This is a genomic window from Hafnia sp. (assembly GCF_036648275.1).
Classification (GTDB): domain Bacteria; phylum Pseudomonadota; class Gammaproteobacteria; order Enterobacterales; family Enterobacteriaceae; genus Hafnia; species Hafnia alvei.
Map to the genome: position 1 here is coordinate 102,306 of NZ_JAVXIQ010000010.1, position 14,112 is coordinate 116,417.

General features: G+C 48.7%; 17 protein-coding genes. 7 read left to right on the top strand and 10 right to left on the bottom strand.

Annotated features, from left to right (window positions below; all coding sequences use genetic code 11):
• Positions 1-172: 172 nt before the first annotated feature.
• Positions 173-793 carry a peptide-methionine (S)-S-oxide reductase MsrA gene (gene msrA / locus RSC70_RS11450; protein ID WP_038502637.1) on the top strand — a complete coding sequence of 207 codons (621 nt, stop codon included), beginning with the start codon at positions 173-175 and terminating at the stop codon, positions 791-793.
• A gap of 251 nt (positions 794-1,044) precedes the next feature.
• The gene (locus RSC70_RS11455; protein ID WP_040046305.1) at positions 1,045-2,391 is read left to right on the top strand and encodes a hemolysin family protein; all 1,347 of its coding nucleotides are present in this window, start codon (positions 1,045-1,047) and stop codon (positions 2,389-2,391) included.
• A gap of 139 nt (positions 2,392-2,530) precedes the next feature.
• Here the strand turns inward: RSC70_RS11455 and RSC70_RS11460 are convergent, their stop codons facing one another.
• On the bottom strand, positions 2,531-2,737 hold the full coding sequence (locus tag RSC70_RS11460; protein ID WP_004093669.1) for a DUF1107 domain-containing protein: 207 nt from the start codon (positions 2,735-2,737) through the stop codon (positions 2,531-2,533).
• 331 nt (positions 2,738-3,068) lie between these two features.
• On the opposite strand from RSC70_RS11460, the gene RSC70_RS11465 reads away from it, so the two are divergent.
• On the top strand, positions 3,069-3,626 hold the full coding sequence (locus RSC70_RS11465; protein WP_130985468.1) for a YtfJ family protein: 558 nt from the start codon (positions 3,069-3,071) through the stop codon (positions 3,624-3,626).
• Between the two features lie 4 nt (positions 3,627-3,630).
• Here the strand turns inward: RSC70_RS11465 and cysQ are convergent, their stop codons facing one another.
• On the bottom strand, positions 3,631-4,371 hold the full coding sequence (gene cysQ, locus RSC70_RS11470) for a 3'(2'),5'-bisphosphate nucleotidase CysQ (RefSeq protein ID WP_282807414.1): 741 nt from the start codon (positions 4,369-4,371) through the stop codon (positions 3,631-3,633).
• Between the two features lie 942 nt (positions 4,372-5,313).
• Between cysQ and RSC70_RS11475 the strand changes: the two genes are divergently transcribed.
• Positions 5,314-7,263, top strand: coding sequence for a bifunctional 2',3'-cyclic-nucleotide 2'-phosphodiesterase/3'-nucleotidase (locus tag RSC70_RS11475; protein WP_332542470.1), 1,950 nt, complete (start codon positions 5,314-5,316; stop codon positions 7,261-7,263).
• Between the two features lie 48 nt (positions 7,264-7,311).
• Here RSC70_RS11475 and RSC70_RS11480 read toward each other — a convergent pair whose 3' ends face one another.
• Entirely contained in the window at positions 7,312-8,115 is an 804-nt protein-coding gene (locus RSC70_RS11480; protein WP_332542471.1) for an aminoglycoside phosphotransferase family protein, read from the bottom strand.
• Between the two features lie 130 nt (positions 8,116-8,245).
• On the opposite strand from RSC70_RS11480, the gene ytfE reads away from it, so the two are divergent.
• Positions 8,246-8,917 carry an iron-sulfur cluster repair protein YtfE gene (gene ytfE, locus RSC70_RS11485; protein ID WP_332542472.1) on the top strand — a complete coding sequence of 224 codons (672 nt, stop codon included), beginning with the start codon at positions 8,246-8,248 and terminating at the stop codon, positions 8,915-8,917.
• A 77-nt stretch (positions 8,918-8,994) separates the two neighbouring features.
• On the opposite strand, the gene RSC70_RS11490 is transcribed toward ytfE, so the two are convergent.
• On the bottom strand, positions 8,995-9,615 hold the full coding sequence (locus tag RSC70_RS11490; protein ID WP_025798793.1) for a peptidylprolyl isomerase: 621 nt from the start codon (positions 9,613-9,615) through the stop codon (positions 8,995-8,997).
• A 247-nt stretch (positions 9,616-9,862) separates the two neighbouring features.
• Between RSC70_RS11490 and RSC70_RS11495 the strand changes: the two genes are divergently transcribed.
• Entirely contained in the window at positions 9,863-10,552 is a 690-nt protein-coding gene (locus tag RSC70_RS11495) for an OapA family protein (protein WP_040046311.1), read from the top strand.
• Here RSC70_RS11495 and RSC70_RS11500 read toward each other — a convergent pair.
• The 5 genes from RSC70_RS11500 to rpsF form a co-directional block, all read right to left on the bottom strand.
• Complete coding sequence (locus RSC70_RS11500) at positions 10,549-10,911, bottom strand: DUF488 domain-containing protein (protein ID WP_304188509.1); 363 nt, start codon at positions 10,909-10,911, stop codon at positions 10,549-10,551. The two genes, RSC70_RS11495 and RSC70_RS11500, sit on opposite strands and share 4 nt — an antisense overlap.
• 137 nt (positions 10,912-11,048) lie before the next feature.
• Positions 11,049-11,498 carry a 50S ribosomal protein L9 gene (gene rplI, locus RSC70_RS11505; protein ID WP_332542474.1) on the bottom strand — a complete coding sequence of 150 codons (450 nt, stop codon included), beginning with the start codon at positions 11,496-11,498 and terminating at the stop codon, positions 11,049-11,051.
• Between the two features lie 39 nt (positions 11,499-11,537).
• Positions 11,538-11,765, bottom strand: coding sequence for a 30S ribosomal protein S18 (gene rpsR / locus RSC70_RS11510; RefSeq protein WP_002210155.1), 228 nt, complete (start codon positions 11,763-11,765; stop codon positions 11,538-11,540).
• Positions 11,766-11,769: 4 nt separating this feature from the next.
• Positions 11,770-12,084 (bottom strand): primosomal replication protein N, encoded by a 315-nt coding sequence (gene priB, locus RSC70_RS11515; protein WP_096758558.1) that lies wholly within the window; start codon positions 12,082-12,084, stop codon positions 11,770-11,772.
• A 6-nt stretch (positions 12,085-12,090) separates the two neighbouring features.
• Positions 12,091-12,486 (bottom strand): 30S ribosomal protein S6, encoded by a 396-nt coding sequence (gene rpsF, locus RSC70_RS11520; RefSeq protein ID WP_135323391.1) that lies wholly within the window; start codon positions 12,484-12,486, stop codon positions 12,091-12,093.
• Between the two features lie 389 nt (positions 12,487-12,875).
• Here rpsF and RSC70_RS11525 point away from each other — a divergent pair, with 389 nt between their 5' ends.
• Positions 12,876-13,151 carry a DUF1471 domain-containing protein gene (locus tag RSC70_RS11525; protein ID WP_025798783.1) on the top strand — a complete coding sequence of 92 codons (276 nt, stop codon included), beginning with the start codon at positions 12,876-12,878 and terminating at the stop codon, positions 13,149-13,151.
• A gap of 146 nt (positions 13,152-13,297) precedes the next feature.
• On the opposite strand, the gene yjfP is transcribed toward RSC70_RS11525, so the two are convergent.
• Positions 13,298-14,047 (bottom strand): esterase, encoded by a 750-nt coding sequence (gene yjfP / locus RSC70_RS11530; RefSeq protein WP_332542479.1) that lies wholly within the window; start codon positions 14,045-14,047, stop codon positions 13,298-13,300.
• Positions 14,048-14,112: the final 65 nt, after the last annotated feature.

Sequence of the window (14,112 nt, forward strand, 5' to 3'; positions counted from 1 at the left end):
GCCATTAGTAACATGGTTGCAATAATTAGGCATATTGTGCGCAAAGTAAGTATGAGATACAACTAATGACCGAATTGATCTAAATAAAGTAATCACTAAAGTTATGTATATAGTAGCTAAGTGATACATAAATCTAAGACAGGAGCCTCCTGTGGCTAACGCAAATCATAATATTCAACCACTTACGGCAGAGCACGCTCTTCCTGGCCGCAATACCCCTATGCCGATCGCTAAAACACATGCGGTGAACGGAAATTCTATGACCGAGGTTCCTGAAGGAATGGAAACCGCCATTTTCGCTATGGGGTGCTTCTGGGGCGTAGAACGTCTGTTCTGGCAACAGCCGGGAATTTACAGTACGGCGGCAGGATATAGCGGCGGGTTCACCCCCAATCCAACCTACCGCGAAGTGTGTTCTGGCCAAACCGGGCACGCGGAAGCCGTGCGCATCGTGTTTGATCCAAAAATTATCAGCTACGCAAAATTACTTGAGCTGTTTTGGGAAAACCACGATCCCGCACAGGGCGATCGTCAGGGAAATGACATTGGCAGCCAATACCGTTCTGCTATCTATGTGCTTACGCCACAGCAGCAGGCTGAAGCACTGACTAGCGAAGCTCGCTTTCAGAAAGCGATGAAGGAAGCCAACGACTCACGCGAAATCACGACCGAAATTAACGCGGCCAAACCGTTCTACTATGCAGAAGATGAGCACCAACAATATCTGTATAAAAATCCGCATGGCTACTGTGGTCTGGGTGGCATTGGGGTATGTCTGCCGCCACAGCTTTAATATTGTCGAGAGCCCGCTTCACGATTAAAATTGGCTAATAGCAATGGCTTATGAAGAAGTGAGCACCTTTTAATCTCTAGCTGGTTTCTCATGGCTGCTGCTATACTAGACGCGGGTCACAGAAATGTGGCCTCGTTAATAGTAGTTAGTACGCGGCATAGTGCGCAAAAACTAGCCGTTTTTTTGTTAAACTCCCATTAATCACTGCCCTTCACTATTCCCCGGAGCACTCCGGTCGAAGCGGATAAATTATGTTAAACAGTATTTTACTGATCCTGATATTGATCGCGATAAGCGCCTTTTTTTCCATCTCGGAAATTTCACTGGCCGCCTCTCGCAAAATGAAATTGAAAACAATGGCTGATGAAGGCGATATCAACGCTTCTCGTGTCATTGCGCTCCAAGAACAGCCCGGCTACTTCTTTACCGTGGTACAAATTGGGCTAAATGCCGTCGCTATCCTCGGTGGTATCGTCGGTGACGCCGCATTTTCTCCAACCTTCCGGATTCTGTTTGACCGCTTTATGGCACCAGAAATCTCTGAGCAGGTCAGCTTTATTTGCTCATTCGTGTTGGTTACCAGCTGCTTTATTTTGTTTGCCGACCTCACACCGAAACGCATCGGTATGATCGCCCCTGAAACGGTCGCCGTTCGGATCGTCAACCCGATGCGCTTCTGCCTGTTGGTATTCAGACCTTTGGTATGGTTCTTTAATGGCCTTGCCAACATGATCTTCCGCTTATTTAAGCTGCCAATGGTACGTAAAGACGATATTACTTCTGATGATATCTACGCCGTCGTTGAAGCCGGTGCACTCGCTGGCGTACTGCGTAAGCAAGAGCACGAGATCATCGAGAACGTATTTGAGTTGGAATCTCGCACGGTTCCTTCTTCTATGACGCCGCGTGAAAGCATCATCTACTTCGATTTGAGCGAAAGCGAAGAAAGCATCAAAGAAAAAGTCTCTACTCATCCGCACTCGAAGTTTTTAGTTTGTGATGGGGCAATCGATCACGTGGTGGGCTACGTTGACTCCAAAGATTTGCTGAACCGAGTATTGGGCAATCAAAGCCTCGTGCTCAGCAGCGGCGTGCAAATTCGCAACGTGTTAATCATTCCCGACACGCTGACGTTGTCTGAAGGGTTAGAGAGTTTTAAAACCGCTGGTGAAGACTTCGCTATTATTCTGAACGAATATGCGTTGGTGGTAGGTATCATCACGCTTAACGATGTAATGACCACGCTGATGGGCGATCTGGTTGGTCAAGGCCAAGAAGAACAGATCATTGCTCGCGATGAAAACTCGTGGCTGGTTGAAGGCGTTACGCCAATTGATGATGTGATGCGCGTGCTAGATATTGAAGAGTTTCCGCAGAACAGCAACTATGAAACCATCGGCGGCTTCATGATGTATATGCTGCGTAAAATTCCAAAACGCACCGACTACGTCAAATACGCGGGTTATAAGTTTGAAGTTGTTGATATCGACAGCTACAAAATCGATCAGCTGCTAGTGACTCGCTTGGCCGAGCGCCCAGCGCCGATCATTCCCGATGCGGCTGGTGATTTAGAAAAAGCGAAAGAAGCCAATACCTAAGCTCAGCGCTTCAAACTGCATGATAGAAACACAAACGGCCCGCAAGGGCCGTTATCATTTTCCTACTTTCTAGCCTATCTGCTCTAGCCTATTCGCTCTAGCTTAGTAGCAACACAGCAGGGAGCTCTTCCCAATCTGCCTATGCCATTTCAGCCTGCAGTCGTGTGACTTGACGATTAATCTCAGACATGGCGCTGAGGTGGCGTTTGTCTCGCACTTTCGGAGGAAGAACCTTCCCCATGTCGAACTCGAAAGCGCCGACATCCTTGATATATAACCGTCCACGAAACAGGGTTTTTACATACTTGGCGACAAGAAGCGGATTGTAGCGTTGGAAGATTTTCATTGTTGTGTTTACCTCCCGGTAATGACATGCGGCAGGGTATAAAAATTCACTCAGCCAAAACGGCTGCACTCACCCTATCCGCGTAATGGACTATAAATATAGACCCTATTCACAACTTTGGGTTCCCATTAAGCGCTATTTTTCACTATATTTACCTCAGCTGACAGAATGGTATGCAAAAAGTCATACCCAACATGAAATAATCGCGCAAAAAATGGGGTTTTAGCCTTACAGAATAAAACTTTCGATCACACTTCAAAACAGGACAGACCTCCGATCACAATCTATGCTTTTGACACGATCGTTCTGACTGTTTATTTAGGGAGCCTGCATGAAACTACAAAAACACTACCTACTTCCGTTGCTGCTGCTATCGATGTCAGTTTCGGCACATAATTTTCAGCAAGACCAGCGCGTCGCGCCCGTGGGTATCAGCGACCGTGGAGAGCTGAACTATCAGAATAATGAGTTTAGCTACAAAAACTGGAACAGTGCCCAGTTGGGTGGAAAAGTACGAGTCATTCAGCATATCGCTGGGCGTACTTCTGCCAAAGACATGAACGATCCATTAATTGAAGCCATCAAGAAAGCCGGTTTACCGCACGACAAATATCAAACTACCACCATCGTGAATACTGATGACGCGATTATTGGTACAGGGCCATTCGTTCGCAGCAGTATTGAAAGCAGCAAGAAGGAGTTTCCGTGGTCGCAATTTATCGTTGACGATAAAGGTGCTGCGAAAAAAGCATGGGACTTACAGCCAAAAGGATCGGCGATTGTCGTTCTGGATAAACAAGGCAACGTAAAATTTGCGAAAGATGGCGCGCTGACGCCACAGGAAGTACAGCAGGTTATGGGCCTGCTGCATCAGCTGTTAGGTTCTTAAAAGCCTAAAAGAGAGAAACACGGAACCCCGGATTCAGGAAAGACTCTGCCGGGGTATAATCCAGCGTTTTCCCCTGCCAATCGTGGATCTGCGCACCCGCGGCAAGCGCAACCGCATGCCCCGCCGCCGTATCCCAAACGTTAGTTGGCCCGAAGCGTGGGTAAAGTTGAGCTTTCCCTTCTGCCACTAAACAGAATTTCAGCGAAGAACCTACGGCAACAGTTTGATGCTCACCCAACTGAGCCAAATAATCTCTCAACTCGTCATCGGCATGGGAACGGCTTACAACTACCAGCGGTGGATTAGCATTGCTGACGTGGATTTGCTCGCGCACGCCATGCTCTTCTTTCCAAGCTTTACCGCGCTCCGCACAATACAAAGCATCGTTAACCGGCGCATAAACCACGCCCATCACAGGGACGCCGTTTTCGATCAGGGCGATATTGACCGTGAACTCACCGTTACGGCTAATAAACTCCTTGGTGCCATCTAACGGATCCACCAGCCAATAGCGTTGCCAATGTTGGCGGATCGCCCACGATGGCGGATCTTCTTCAGACAACAAAGGGATCTCAGGCGTCAGTTTCGCCAAGCCATCGCGGATCACGAGATGCGCCGCCAGATCTGCTGCGGTGACCGGCGAGTCGTCAGATTTATGCTCTACGTTAAGAGGTTTATCGTCTTGATAGACGACCATTATTGCCTCTCCGGCTTCACGCGCCAGTCGGGAAATTTGTTCTAACATACCTACCTCTTTAAACAATGATGTCGTTTAGAAGACTAGTTTTTTTTGTGTTGAATAGCCATCTTTTGGTGGCTATACGAATAAGGTTCTATTCAACAATTATTTATGTGATCGCAGAGTAAGGTTTCGACCGCCTTACTCTTTATGTAATCGCGGAGTAAAGTTTCGACCGCCTTTCAGCAACGGTATTCACATACAAACTAAGTGAAGGCGTCCGAGTCGGGTGCGCCAGCGCGCGCACCCAACACCCGCGCGCCTTTATCCGAGACGCCATCTCCGCTACGGTTTGGTATCGCCCATCCCGGGCGCCCCAAACTCCGCCGGTACATCCCTGTACCGCCGGCTCTCCCAACCAAGACCTAAACAATTAAAAGTAAAATAGAGAAATAAAATAAAAAGATAAGAAGACAAAAATGTCTTTTGCCTTTTGTCTTTTTTATGTTGAAAGAATGCATTTTAGAGCCGCCAGCAGGGATGCTGGTGGCAGGTTGAGGGCGTACAGGATGTACGCTCCGAGACCGGTCGGGCAAACGGCTCGGTAAAAAGCGCGAGAGTCGAGAGGTTGCGCGCTGGCAACCTCTCGTCGGACGCCTACGCCAGCAGTTTCATGGAAACGCAGATGCTCTCGGGCGGACGAAATCTTTCACCGTTCTAACATAAAATATTCTAGCCGTAAGGCAGCGTTTGAGCCTCCACACTCGGACGCCTACGCCAGCAGTTTCATAGAAACGCAGATGCTCACGGGCGGACGAAACCCTTCACCGGGCGAACATGAAGGATCGCAAATACTCGGTGACGGTTGAACCACCACTCCCCCATCTGTGAACTCCCCCACGGACACCCTCCCCTGTATCTGGCAGAGTTCACACTTCTGGAAATACCTTCATCGTAGTTACACGTTTAATTGCGATGCTTGTCATAAATACACTCATGGAGATCACCATGTCCGCTCGCCCCCTTTCTTACTCTCTGTTGGCCCTGCTTATTGCCAGTTCTGCGCAGGCTGCGACCGTGGATTTACGCATACTCGAAACCAGCGACCTGCACAGCAATATGATGGATTTCGACTATTACAAAGATAAGCCCACTGAAAAGTTTGGCCTAGTGCGTACCGCAAGCCTCATCAACGATGCTCGCCATGAAGCCACCAACAGCGTTTTAGTCGATAACGGCGATCTCATCCAAGGCAGCCCATTGGGCGATTACATGGCAGCCAAGGGATTGAAAGACGGCGAAATACATCCCGTTTATAAAGCGATGAACACGCTGGATTACACGGTAGGCAACATCGGTAACCATGAGTTTAACTATGGATTGGATTATCTGAAGAAAGCGCAGGCTGGCGCGAAATTTCCCTACATCAATGCCAACGTGGTCGATGCCAAAACCGGTGAACCGATTTGGAAGCCGTACCTGATCGCCGAAAAGCAGGTCAAAGACCGCGATGGAAAAATGCATACGCTGCGCATCGGTTACATTGGCTTTGTTCCACCACAAATCATGACGTGGGATAAGTCCAATCTGGCAGGCAAAGTGAAGGTAAATGACATCACTGAAACGGCCCGTCGATATGTACCGCAGATGAAAAAAGAAGGCGCCGATCTGATTGTCGCTATCCCACACTCTGGCCTATCCAGCCTTCCTTATCAGGTGATGGCTGAAAACTCGGTTTACTATCTGAGCCAAGTGCCCGATATCAACGCCATTATGTTCGGTCATTCACACGCGGTTTTCCCGAGCAAAGATTTTGCCGATATCAAAGGTGTAAATATTGATAAAGGCACGTTGAACGGTATCCCTGCCGTGATGCCTGGACAATGGGGAGATCATTTAGGTCTGGTCGATCTGGTAATTAACAACGATCAAGGCAGTTGGAAGGTCGAAGAAGCTACCGCACAGGCGCGTCCTATTTACGATCTTACCAATAAAAAATCATTGGCGGCAGAAGACGAAACTTTAGTTAAGGTGCTGAAAGACGATCATAAAGGCACCCGCGATTTCGTCAGCCAGCCTATCGGCAAATCCAACGGTAACATGTACAGCTATCTGGCGCTGATCCAAGACGATCCAACGGTACAGATCGTGAATAACGCCCAGCGCGCCTACGTTGAACACTATATTCAAGGCGATCCGGATCTGGCCGATATTCCCGTGCTGTCTGCCGCAGCACCGTTTAAGGTTGGCGGGCGTAAAAACGATCCGGCCAGCTATGTAGAAGTCGAAAAAGGCCAGCTCACCTTCCGCAACGCCGCCGATCTTTACCTGTATCCAAATACGTTGGTGGTCGTCAAAGTCAGCGGAGCCGATGTGAAAGAGTGGCTCGAATGCTCTGTTGGGCAGTACAACCAAATTGATGTAAACAGCAGCAAGCCTCAGGAATTGATTAACTGGGATGGATTCCGTACCTACAATTTCGACATCATTGACGGCGTCAATTATCAGGTTGATGTTAGCCAGCCTGCGCGCTATGACGGCGAATGTGTGCTGATAAATCCTAAATCCGAACGTATTAAGGGACTCACATTCAACGGCAAACCGATTGATCCTAAGGCCCAATTCCTCATCGCGACCAACAACTACCGCGCCTACGGCGGCAAGTTTGCAGGAACCGGCGATAAGTATATTGCGTTTGCTTCACCTGATGAAAACCGTGCCGTACTTGCCGACTATATTCGCACCGAGACCAAAAAACATGGTGCAGTCACTCCACAGGTCGATAACAACTGGCGACTTGCGCCGATTCACAGCAAAACCCCGCTGGATATTCGCTTTGAAACTTCACCGAGTGAAAAAGCGAGCAAATTCATTTCTGAACATGCTCAGTATCCGCTTATCAGCAAAGGCCAAGATAATCTAGGTTTTGCGCTGTATCAGATTGATCTACAAAAGTAATACTAATCCCCCGCTGATTCACAGTGGGGGATTCTCGGTATAGACCGGTCAGATCCCCAATTCATCAGCAGCAAATCTCGCGATGCTCATTCGGCTAGCAACATAATCCAACTCATTATCTTCTAGAAACCAAGCCGCCGATAACCCCGCATAGGCCATAATCCACATCAGCAATCTTTGCCTATCTAAGTTTGCTGCCTGCGTAACCACGGCGAGTTGGCGCAAAAAACGCTCGCGCTGTGTACATGTTGAAAGCTCAGGATTACAAAATAAGTTGGCATAATCATAACCACGCTCACCGAATAAGCCTTTGGGGTCAATTGCCAACCATCCACGCTCACCAAAATCTAAAATATTTCCATGGTGTATATCGCCGTGCAATACCACTTCGTCTTGTGGGCTAGACAACAACGTTTCGGCAACCGAACAACACAATGACATTAGTGGATCATGAGACAACAATGCAGCCTGCCGTAATGCGTTAAAACGCTGATGCAGTGTCTCCAGCGGGGGTGTCGTTTCTTCACGGTGAATATGCAACTGAGTGACGACACGGCAAATAACCTGGCTCGCTTCATCGTCTTGGCTATGTTTAGCCATATGCAGCAGATTTTTGCCTCCGCACGCACGCTCCATCAGCAAGGCTTCGTTATGATGAGCAACAACTTTCGCAGCACCATTGCCATTCCACCATTGCATTAAATCGGCACCGCGGCGCTCCTCTTCAACCAGAGCAAGCTTCAGCATTAATGACCTGCCATCGCACAATACTGGCAGTAGCTGACTGCTATGAGTCTGTATTGGCGCACCATCAGCCTGTAAATTCCACCGAATTAACCAATGGGAAAACATCGCCTTTCCTCACTTTTTATTTCTTTGATTATCGCAAATGAATAAACAACCCCCAAAGAGTTATGGCTTAAATTATAAATTGCATTTAAAATGCACCTTATAAAATATAGGCATCCTGAGGAACATAACTATGGCATTACGCGATCTATCATTAGGTGAGCTGGCAATCACTATCCCACGTGCAACGCGTCTTTTCCGTCAGCATGATATGGACTTCTGCTGTGGGGGCAAACAAACTTTATTGCGCGTAGCCACCAAAAAAAATCTGAATGTTGATGAGCTAGAAGCGCAATTAGAAGCCCTTAAAAGCGAGCCGAACAGTGCCACCGCACACGACTGGCGTACAACGCCGCTGGCTGAGATCACGCCGTTTATTGTCAAACGCTATCACGATCGTCATCGTGAACAACTGCCTGAGCTGATCCTCATGGCGGAAAAAGTAGAACGCGTACATGCCGACAAACCAACCTGCCCAAAAGGTTTGGGTAAACAGCTGAACTTAATCTATCAAGACCTCAGCCAGCACATGATGAAAGAAGAACGTATTCTCTTCCCGCTGATTGAACAAGGGATGGGCGCACAGGCTGGCGGTCCGATTTCAGTAATGGAGAGCGAACATGACGACGCCGGTGAACAGCTTCAAGTCATCAAGTTCTTGACCAACAATGTCGTTCCACCTGAAGGTGCCTGTAATACTTGGCAAGCTTTGTATGCTGGGATCAACGAATTCATCAATGACTTGATGGAGCACATCAGTTTAGAAAATAACTTACTCTTCCCACGTGCGCTGCGCGGCGAATAAGAAACCTACTGCTCTAGAACGTAAAAAAGCCGGCATACGCCGGCTTTCGCATTGATTAGCGTGAACGCTAACCTGAATTACAGGATTTCTAGCAGTTCAACGTCAAAGACCAATGCGCTGTACGGAGGGATAGAAGCACCCGCACCACGTTCGCCATAAGCTAAGTTATGAGGAATATACAGCTGCCATTTTGAACCGACTGGCATCATGGTCAATGCTTCGATCCAACCAGGGATCACGCCATTCACTGGGAATTCAGCTGGCTGGCCACGTTCAACGGAGCTATCAAATACGGTGCCATCAACCAGACGACCGGTATAGTGGACACGAACCTGATCCTGACGAGCTGGAATAGTCCCTTCACCTTTTTCCAGCACTTTGAACTGCAGGCCAGATTCAGTTACGGTAACATCATCATTCTTAGCGTTTTCTTCCAAGAATTTCTGACCCGCTTCAGCCAAGCCTTTTTGCTGTTCGCGACGCACGGCATCTGCACGTTCGTGGATTTCACGCAGCGCACGATGAACGGCTTCTACAGGAACCGCCGGAGCATTCCCTTCCATCGCGTCGCGCAGGCCTGCCAACAGCGCTTCAGGCTGTAAACCTTCCAGACCAGACTCATTCAGCTGCTGGCCAACTTGCAGACCAATACCATAACTTGCTTGCGCTTCTATACTGTCAAAAGAAGGGGTCGACATGGTGTTTCCTTTAATCTTTAAAATGTAGAAGACGAAGCATAGCAGTGCAGGAGCCTAGGGTAAAATCTTGCGTCCAGAAGGATGACTTTTATCTAGGAAAAAGAAACAATAACACTTCATTTACTTGGTAAGATAAAGACAGGTTATTGCTCCTAGGTGATAGATACCATTTTTCAGAGTATTAACCTGTCATCTAGCGTCGATTTTCTCTACGCTTACGACTAAGGCACCATCAAGAGAGGTCATCATGGGCAGAATCACGCCCAGGAGAAGAAGCAGGCGGGTATATCAGCCCGTTTTGCGTACATGGCTCAACCTACGTCAGCGGATCTCACCGGAACCGCAGGATCAGGAAACGGAGCATCCTATGTCTGCTAGTACGTCTGCCAAGCTGCTGGATAAGCTGAAAGTGGTTAAACAGCACCTGTACAATGTGTGGCATATGCCCGATCGTTTCGATTGGATGGAGCCGCTACCTGCTTTCCACCGCCGCTGGGTGATTGTCGCCACAGTGGTACTTTTGCTGTCTCTCCTCTGGCCTTACTCTGATCCACAAGATGCTCGCTATTCTCCTGAACAACCGCAGGAAAACGAAGCACCTTTGCAGGCTGGGATGCAAAACAACGATGCCCCACCGCCGCCGCGCGTAGCACCGACGAATCAAACCGCCGCAAATGGCTGGCAGGAATACCATATTCAAGCGGGTCAAACCCTAGCGCAGTTATTTCGCGATAACCAACTGGATGTGAACGATGTCTTTGCCATGGCGCAGGTTGAGGGTAACGATAAACCCCTCAGTAACCTGAAAGCTGGGCAAGAAGTTGAAATCCAGCACAACGCGCAAGGCCAGGTTATTGCACTCAAAATTGAAACTATTACTAACGAACAAATCGAGTTCCGCCGCGAATCTGACGGCAGCTTTCGCCGAGTTCGCTAAGCGCTAACCTGCTGTAACAGATATTCACGCAGTACAATCGCCTGATTGTGCTGCTCGTCTCGGCTGCTATAGAGCAGCGTCAGTGATTCTTCGCGCTTTAACAGCTCAACTAATTCTTCACAGGCTTGATTACCCTTCAATTCGGCTCGATATCGCTCGCCAAACTCTTGCCAAGACACGCGTTGCTCATGAAAAGCATGACGTAGCTCATTGCTGGGTGCAACGGCCTTAAGCCACTGCACGCCTTCTAGGCGAACTTTGGATATACCACGCGGCCATAAGCGGTCGGTGAGGAAAGTATTAGCAGGAAATGGGGCATGGACGTCGTAAACGCGGGCGATGTGGATGGTGGCAGGCATAAGAGTCTCCTCAACAGAACTTATGCTAGTTTACGCCGTTTTTCACGACAACCCGAGATTCTGGCGAGAATAAAATGCAAAACGCCGGCACAAGGCCGGCGCTTTGACGAGTTACATCGTTAACAGCTTTTCAGCTATTACTCTGCAACTACAACGACATTCAGCTGTGCGAATACGTCGCTGTGTACTTGGAAGTGAACTTCGTGATCACCAACAGTACGCAGAACGCCATTCGGCAGGCGAACTTCGCTTTTCGCTACCTGAACACCGGCTGCAGTAACTGCATCAGCGATGTCGCGAGTACCGATTGAACCAAACAGTTTGCCTTCGTCGCCCGCTTTAGAAGCGAGAGTTACAGCACCCAGTTCGTTGATCTTAGCAGCACGAGCTTCAGCAGCTGCCAGAACGTCAGCCAGTTTGGCTTCCAGTTCAGCACGGCGTGCTTCGAAGAACTCGATGTTTTTCTTAGTTGCAGGAACAGCTTTGCCCTGTGGAACCAAGAAGTTACGTGCGTAACCTGCTTTAACGTTAACCTGATCACCCAGGCTACCCAGGTTTGCTACTTTATCAAGCAGAATAACTTGCATTACCTTATCCTCTTAAAGTCGTTAATAGACAGCGGCCGATTACTGATGACGATCGGTATACGGCAGCAGGGACAGGTAGCGAGCGCGCTTGATGCAGCGAGCCAGCTGACGCTGGTATTTTGCACGAGTACCGGTGATACGGCTCGGGACAATTTTACCGCTTTCGGTAATGTAGTTTTTCAACGTTGCGATGTCTTTGTAATCAATCTCAACAACGCCTTCCGCGGTGAAACGGCAGAACTTGCGACGACGGAAATAACGTGCCATATGGCTAGTCTCCAGAATCTATCAATTCAATCTGCTCGGCATGCAGAACCATTTTGCTCAGGCCGTTCTTTGCCTTGTGGCAAGAAATGAACCCCTGAACAGTTACTGCGCTACCGACCGTTATACTGTGAGTAATGGCCTGGTTTTCGTGTCCGCTAATAATAACGGGCATTTGGCACCACGCCTGCCGGTGGAAACCGGCTTCCTCCTGCACAGAACGATGCTCAAGCACGAACTGGCAATGAGGAATTCCTGATGGGCTGACCTTGCGAAGCGGCGTCCTGCACACTGTGCCGGATAACACCAGACGGTTGGTCATCAGAAATTACTCTTCAGAATCCCCAGCTTCAGCATCATCTGCGGTTTCGTTTGCGAAATCATCGCGACGTTCACGACGCTCGTCTTTCGCTTTAACCATCGGAGATGCTTCGGTAACAGCGTGCTTAGTACGCATTACCATGCTACGGATAACGGCATCGTTGAAGCGGAAGCTTGTTTCCAGCTCATCGATAACTTCCTGCGGCGCTTCAACGTTCAGCAGAACGTAGTGAGCTTTGTGCAGTTTGTTGATCGGGTAAGCCAGCTGACGGCGGCCCCAGTCTTCCAGACGGTGGATCGTACCTTCTGCTGCAGTGATTGCACCAGTGTAGCGTTCGATCATACCCGGAACCTGTTCGCTCTGGTCAGGATGGACCATAAAAACGATTTCGTAATGACGCATCGAATTGCTCCTTACGGATTATTCAGCCTCCTGATAGGGTCAGCCGCGGCCCATGGAGGCAAGGAACGTGTTTGTGTGCGGCTGAAAAATGACGCGTAATCATACTTGCGCAGGGTAGGAAACTCAAGGTAATTGGCGAAATTATTATCGGGGGGAAGAACAGGAGAAGAATAGTGCCGGTATTTGCCTCTCGAAGGCCGCCAGCAAGGCGTAAGCATTTATTGTCAAAGATATTCAGTTTTTTTGAGCCTAAACAGCAAAAAATGTAGCTATCAATTGAATGAATGAGGACTAAACTATTCATATCGGCAACGGATAATGCTGTTTACCCAATAAATCGCCAATCTAGAAGTTATTCAACCTAAATCAACAACATTGAGGAGAATCCGATGAAATCTATCATCGCCCTCGTGACGACATTAACCCTGTTTGCCGCCACCAACGCACTCGCTGCCACTGAAATCACCGGTCGTCAGGCCAATAACCTGATCGCCAATGAATATGCAGTGATTAGCGTAAACCATGATGTCCAGAACGTGCAGGAAGCCTTGCCTCAGCTGCAACAAGAAGCCACGGCACAAGGTGCAAAATACTATCAGGTGATTGTGATGCATGAACCTGAAAGCAACGGACAAATGCACGTGAGTGCAGCCCTGTTCCGCTAAAGCCGATGCAACACCAGAGAGCAACGCAACAACCTAAAATAGTTCAATAAAAGGTTGAGACAATCCTGCCAAAGACCAAACAATAACAACGAGATATATCGCTACGTTGCCCTGTATGACACCCATCATACGGGGCTTTTTTTCGCTTAAAGATGGCGAGAAAAGAACTGAACACCCACATCTAATGCCGACACCGTGATTTTATGACCAACCGCCGGCTCAGTTTCGAAGCGAACCTGCGCCAGCAAATTCTGCTCGCCCAAATCACGAATCAAACGCCGACTCTCTTCGGCAGGAACGAGGTCATCAGCCAACCCATGCCAAATCAGCAAAGGCTTATCGGCCAGTTTCTCCAACCGATCAACGACTTGATAATCTGCCAAGAACGCCAAATCTGTGGTCAGTTGCTGACGTGACTCGGGGGTTTGAGCCTCAAAAGGCGGGAAAAACGTGGGTGCAAGCGAAAGATAATAGCCCGATCCCATAAACGACGCGGCGGCTTGGATCCACGGATAGCGCACCTTCGCTCCCAGCGTGGTCATTCCACCCAATGATGCACCGCATACGCCAACGCGATTGTCTAAAATAAGACCTTCTCGTTGATAATGCTGATAAATGGCCGGCAGTTCATCGATATTGGATTTTAAAATATCCCAGAAATGGGCTAAACGGAACGCGCTGTCACCGTTAAAACGAGCGCCGTGCAAATTAGCCTCAGGCAAGATGGTACGAAAACCCGCTTTAGCAAACGCATAGCCAAAGTAGGAATAAACCTCTTTCGATGAGGTAAATCCATGATAGAAAAAGATGGTGGGTAACGGCTGTCCCTGTTTTCCAGCCGGAGCCGCATGTAACACCGGAATCCCTTCGATCACGTCATCAAACATCTCAACCATTTTCTCATCACTCCGCAGGCCACACATCAGTGACAAATAATGAGCCGTCGCTCAACGAGAAACAA

What these genes read in the sequence shown, in the direction of transcription:
- RSC70_RS11455 (WP_040046305.1), top strand. Translation starts at nt 1,045, where the DNA reads ATGTTAAACAGTATTTTACTGATCCTGATATTGATCGCGATAAGCGCC.
- RSC70_RS11460 (WP_004093669.1), bottom strand. Translation starts at nt 2,737, where the DNA reads ATGAAAATCTTCCAACGCTACAATCCGCTTCTTGTCGCCAAGTATGTA.
- RSC70_RS11465 (WP_130985468.1), top strand. Translation starts at nt 3,069, where the DNA reads ATGAAACTACAAAAACACTACCTACTTCCGTTGCTGCTGCTATCGATG.
- cysQ (WP_282807414.1), bottom strand. Translation starts at nt 4,371, where the DNA reads ATGTTAGAACAAATTTCCCGACTGGCGCGTGAAGCCGGAGAGGCAATA.
- RSC70_RS11475 (WP_332542470.1), top strand. Translation starts at nt 5,314, where the DNA reads ATGTCCGCTCGCCCCCTTTCTTACTCTCTGTTGGCCCTGCTTATTGCC.
- RSC70_RS11480 (WP_332542471.1), bottom strand. Translation starts at nt 8,115, where the DNA reads ATGTTTTCCCATTGGTTAATTCGGTGGAATTTACAGGCTGATGGTGCG.
- ytfE (WP_332542472.1), top strand. Translation starts at nt 8,246, where the DNA reads ATGGCATTACGCGATCTATCATTAGGTGAGCTGGCAATCACTATCCCA.
- RSC70_RS11490 (WP_025798793.1), bottom strand. Translation starts at nt 9,615, where the DNA reads ATGTCGACCCCTTCTTTTGACAGTATAGAAGCGCAAGCAAGTTATGGT.
- RSC70_RS11495 (WP_040046311.1), top strand. Translation starts at nt 9,863, where the DNA reads ATGGGCAGAATCACGCCCAGGAGAAGAAGCAGGCGGGTATATCAGCCC.
- RSC70_RS11500 (WP_304188509.1), bottom strand. Translation starts at nt 10,911, where the DNA reads ATGCCTGCCACCATCCACATCGCCCGCGTTTACGACGTCCATGCCCCA.
- rplI (WP_332542474.1), bottom strand. Translation starts at nt 11,498, where the DNA reads ATGCAAGTTATTCTGCTTGATAAAGTAGCAAACCTGGGTAGCCTGGGT.
- rpsR (WP_002210155.1), bottom strand. Translation starts at nt 11,765, where the DNA reads ATGGCACGTTATTTCCGTCGTCGCAAGTTCTGCCGTTTCACCGCGGAA.
- priB (WP_096758558.1), bottom strand. Translation starts at nt 12,084, where the DNA reads ATGACCAACCGTCTGGTGTTATCCGGCACAGTGTGCAGGACGCCGCTT.
- rpsF (WP_135323391.1), bottom strand. Translation starts at nt 12,486, where the DNA reads ATGCGTCATTACGAAATCGTTTTTATGGTCCATCCTGACCAGAGCGAA.
- RSC70_RS11525 (WP_025798783.1), top strand. Translation starts at nt 12,876, where the DNA reads ATGAAATCTATCATCGCCCTCGTGACGACATTAACCCTGTTTGCCGCC.
- yjfP (WP_332542479.1), bottom strand. Translation starts at nt 14,047, where the DNA reads ATGGTTGAGATGTTTGATGACGTGATCGAAGGGATTCCGGTGTTACAT.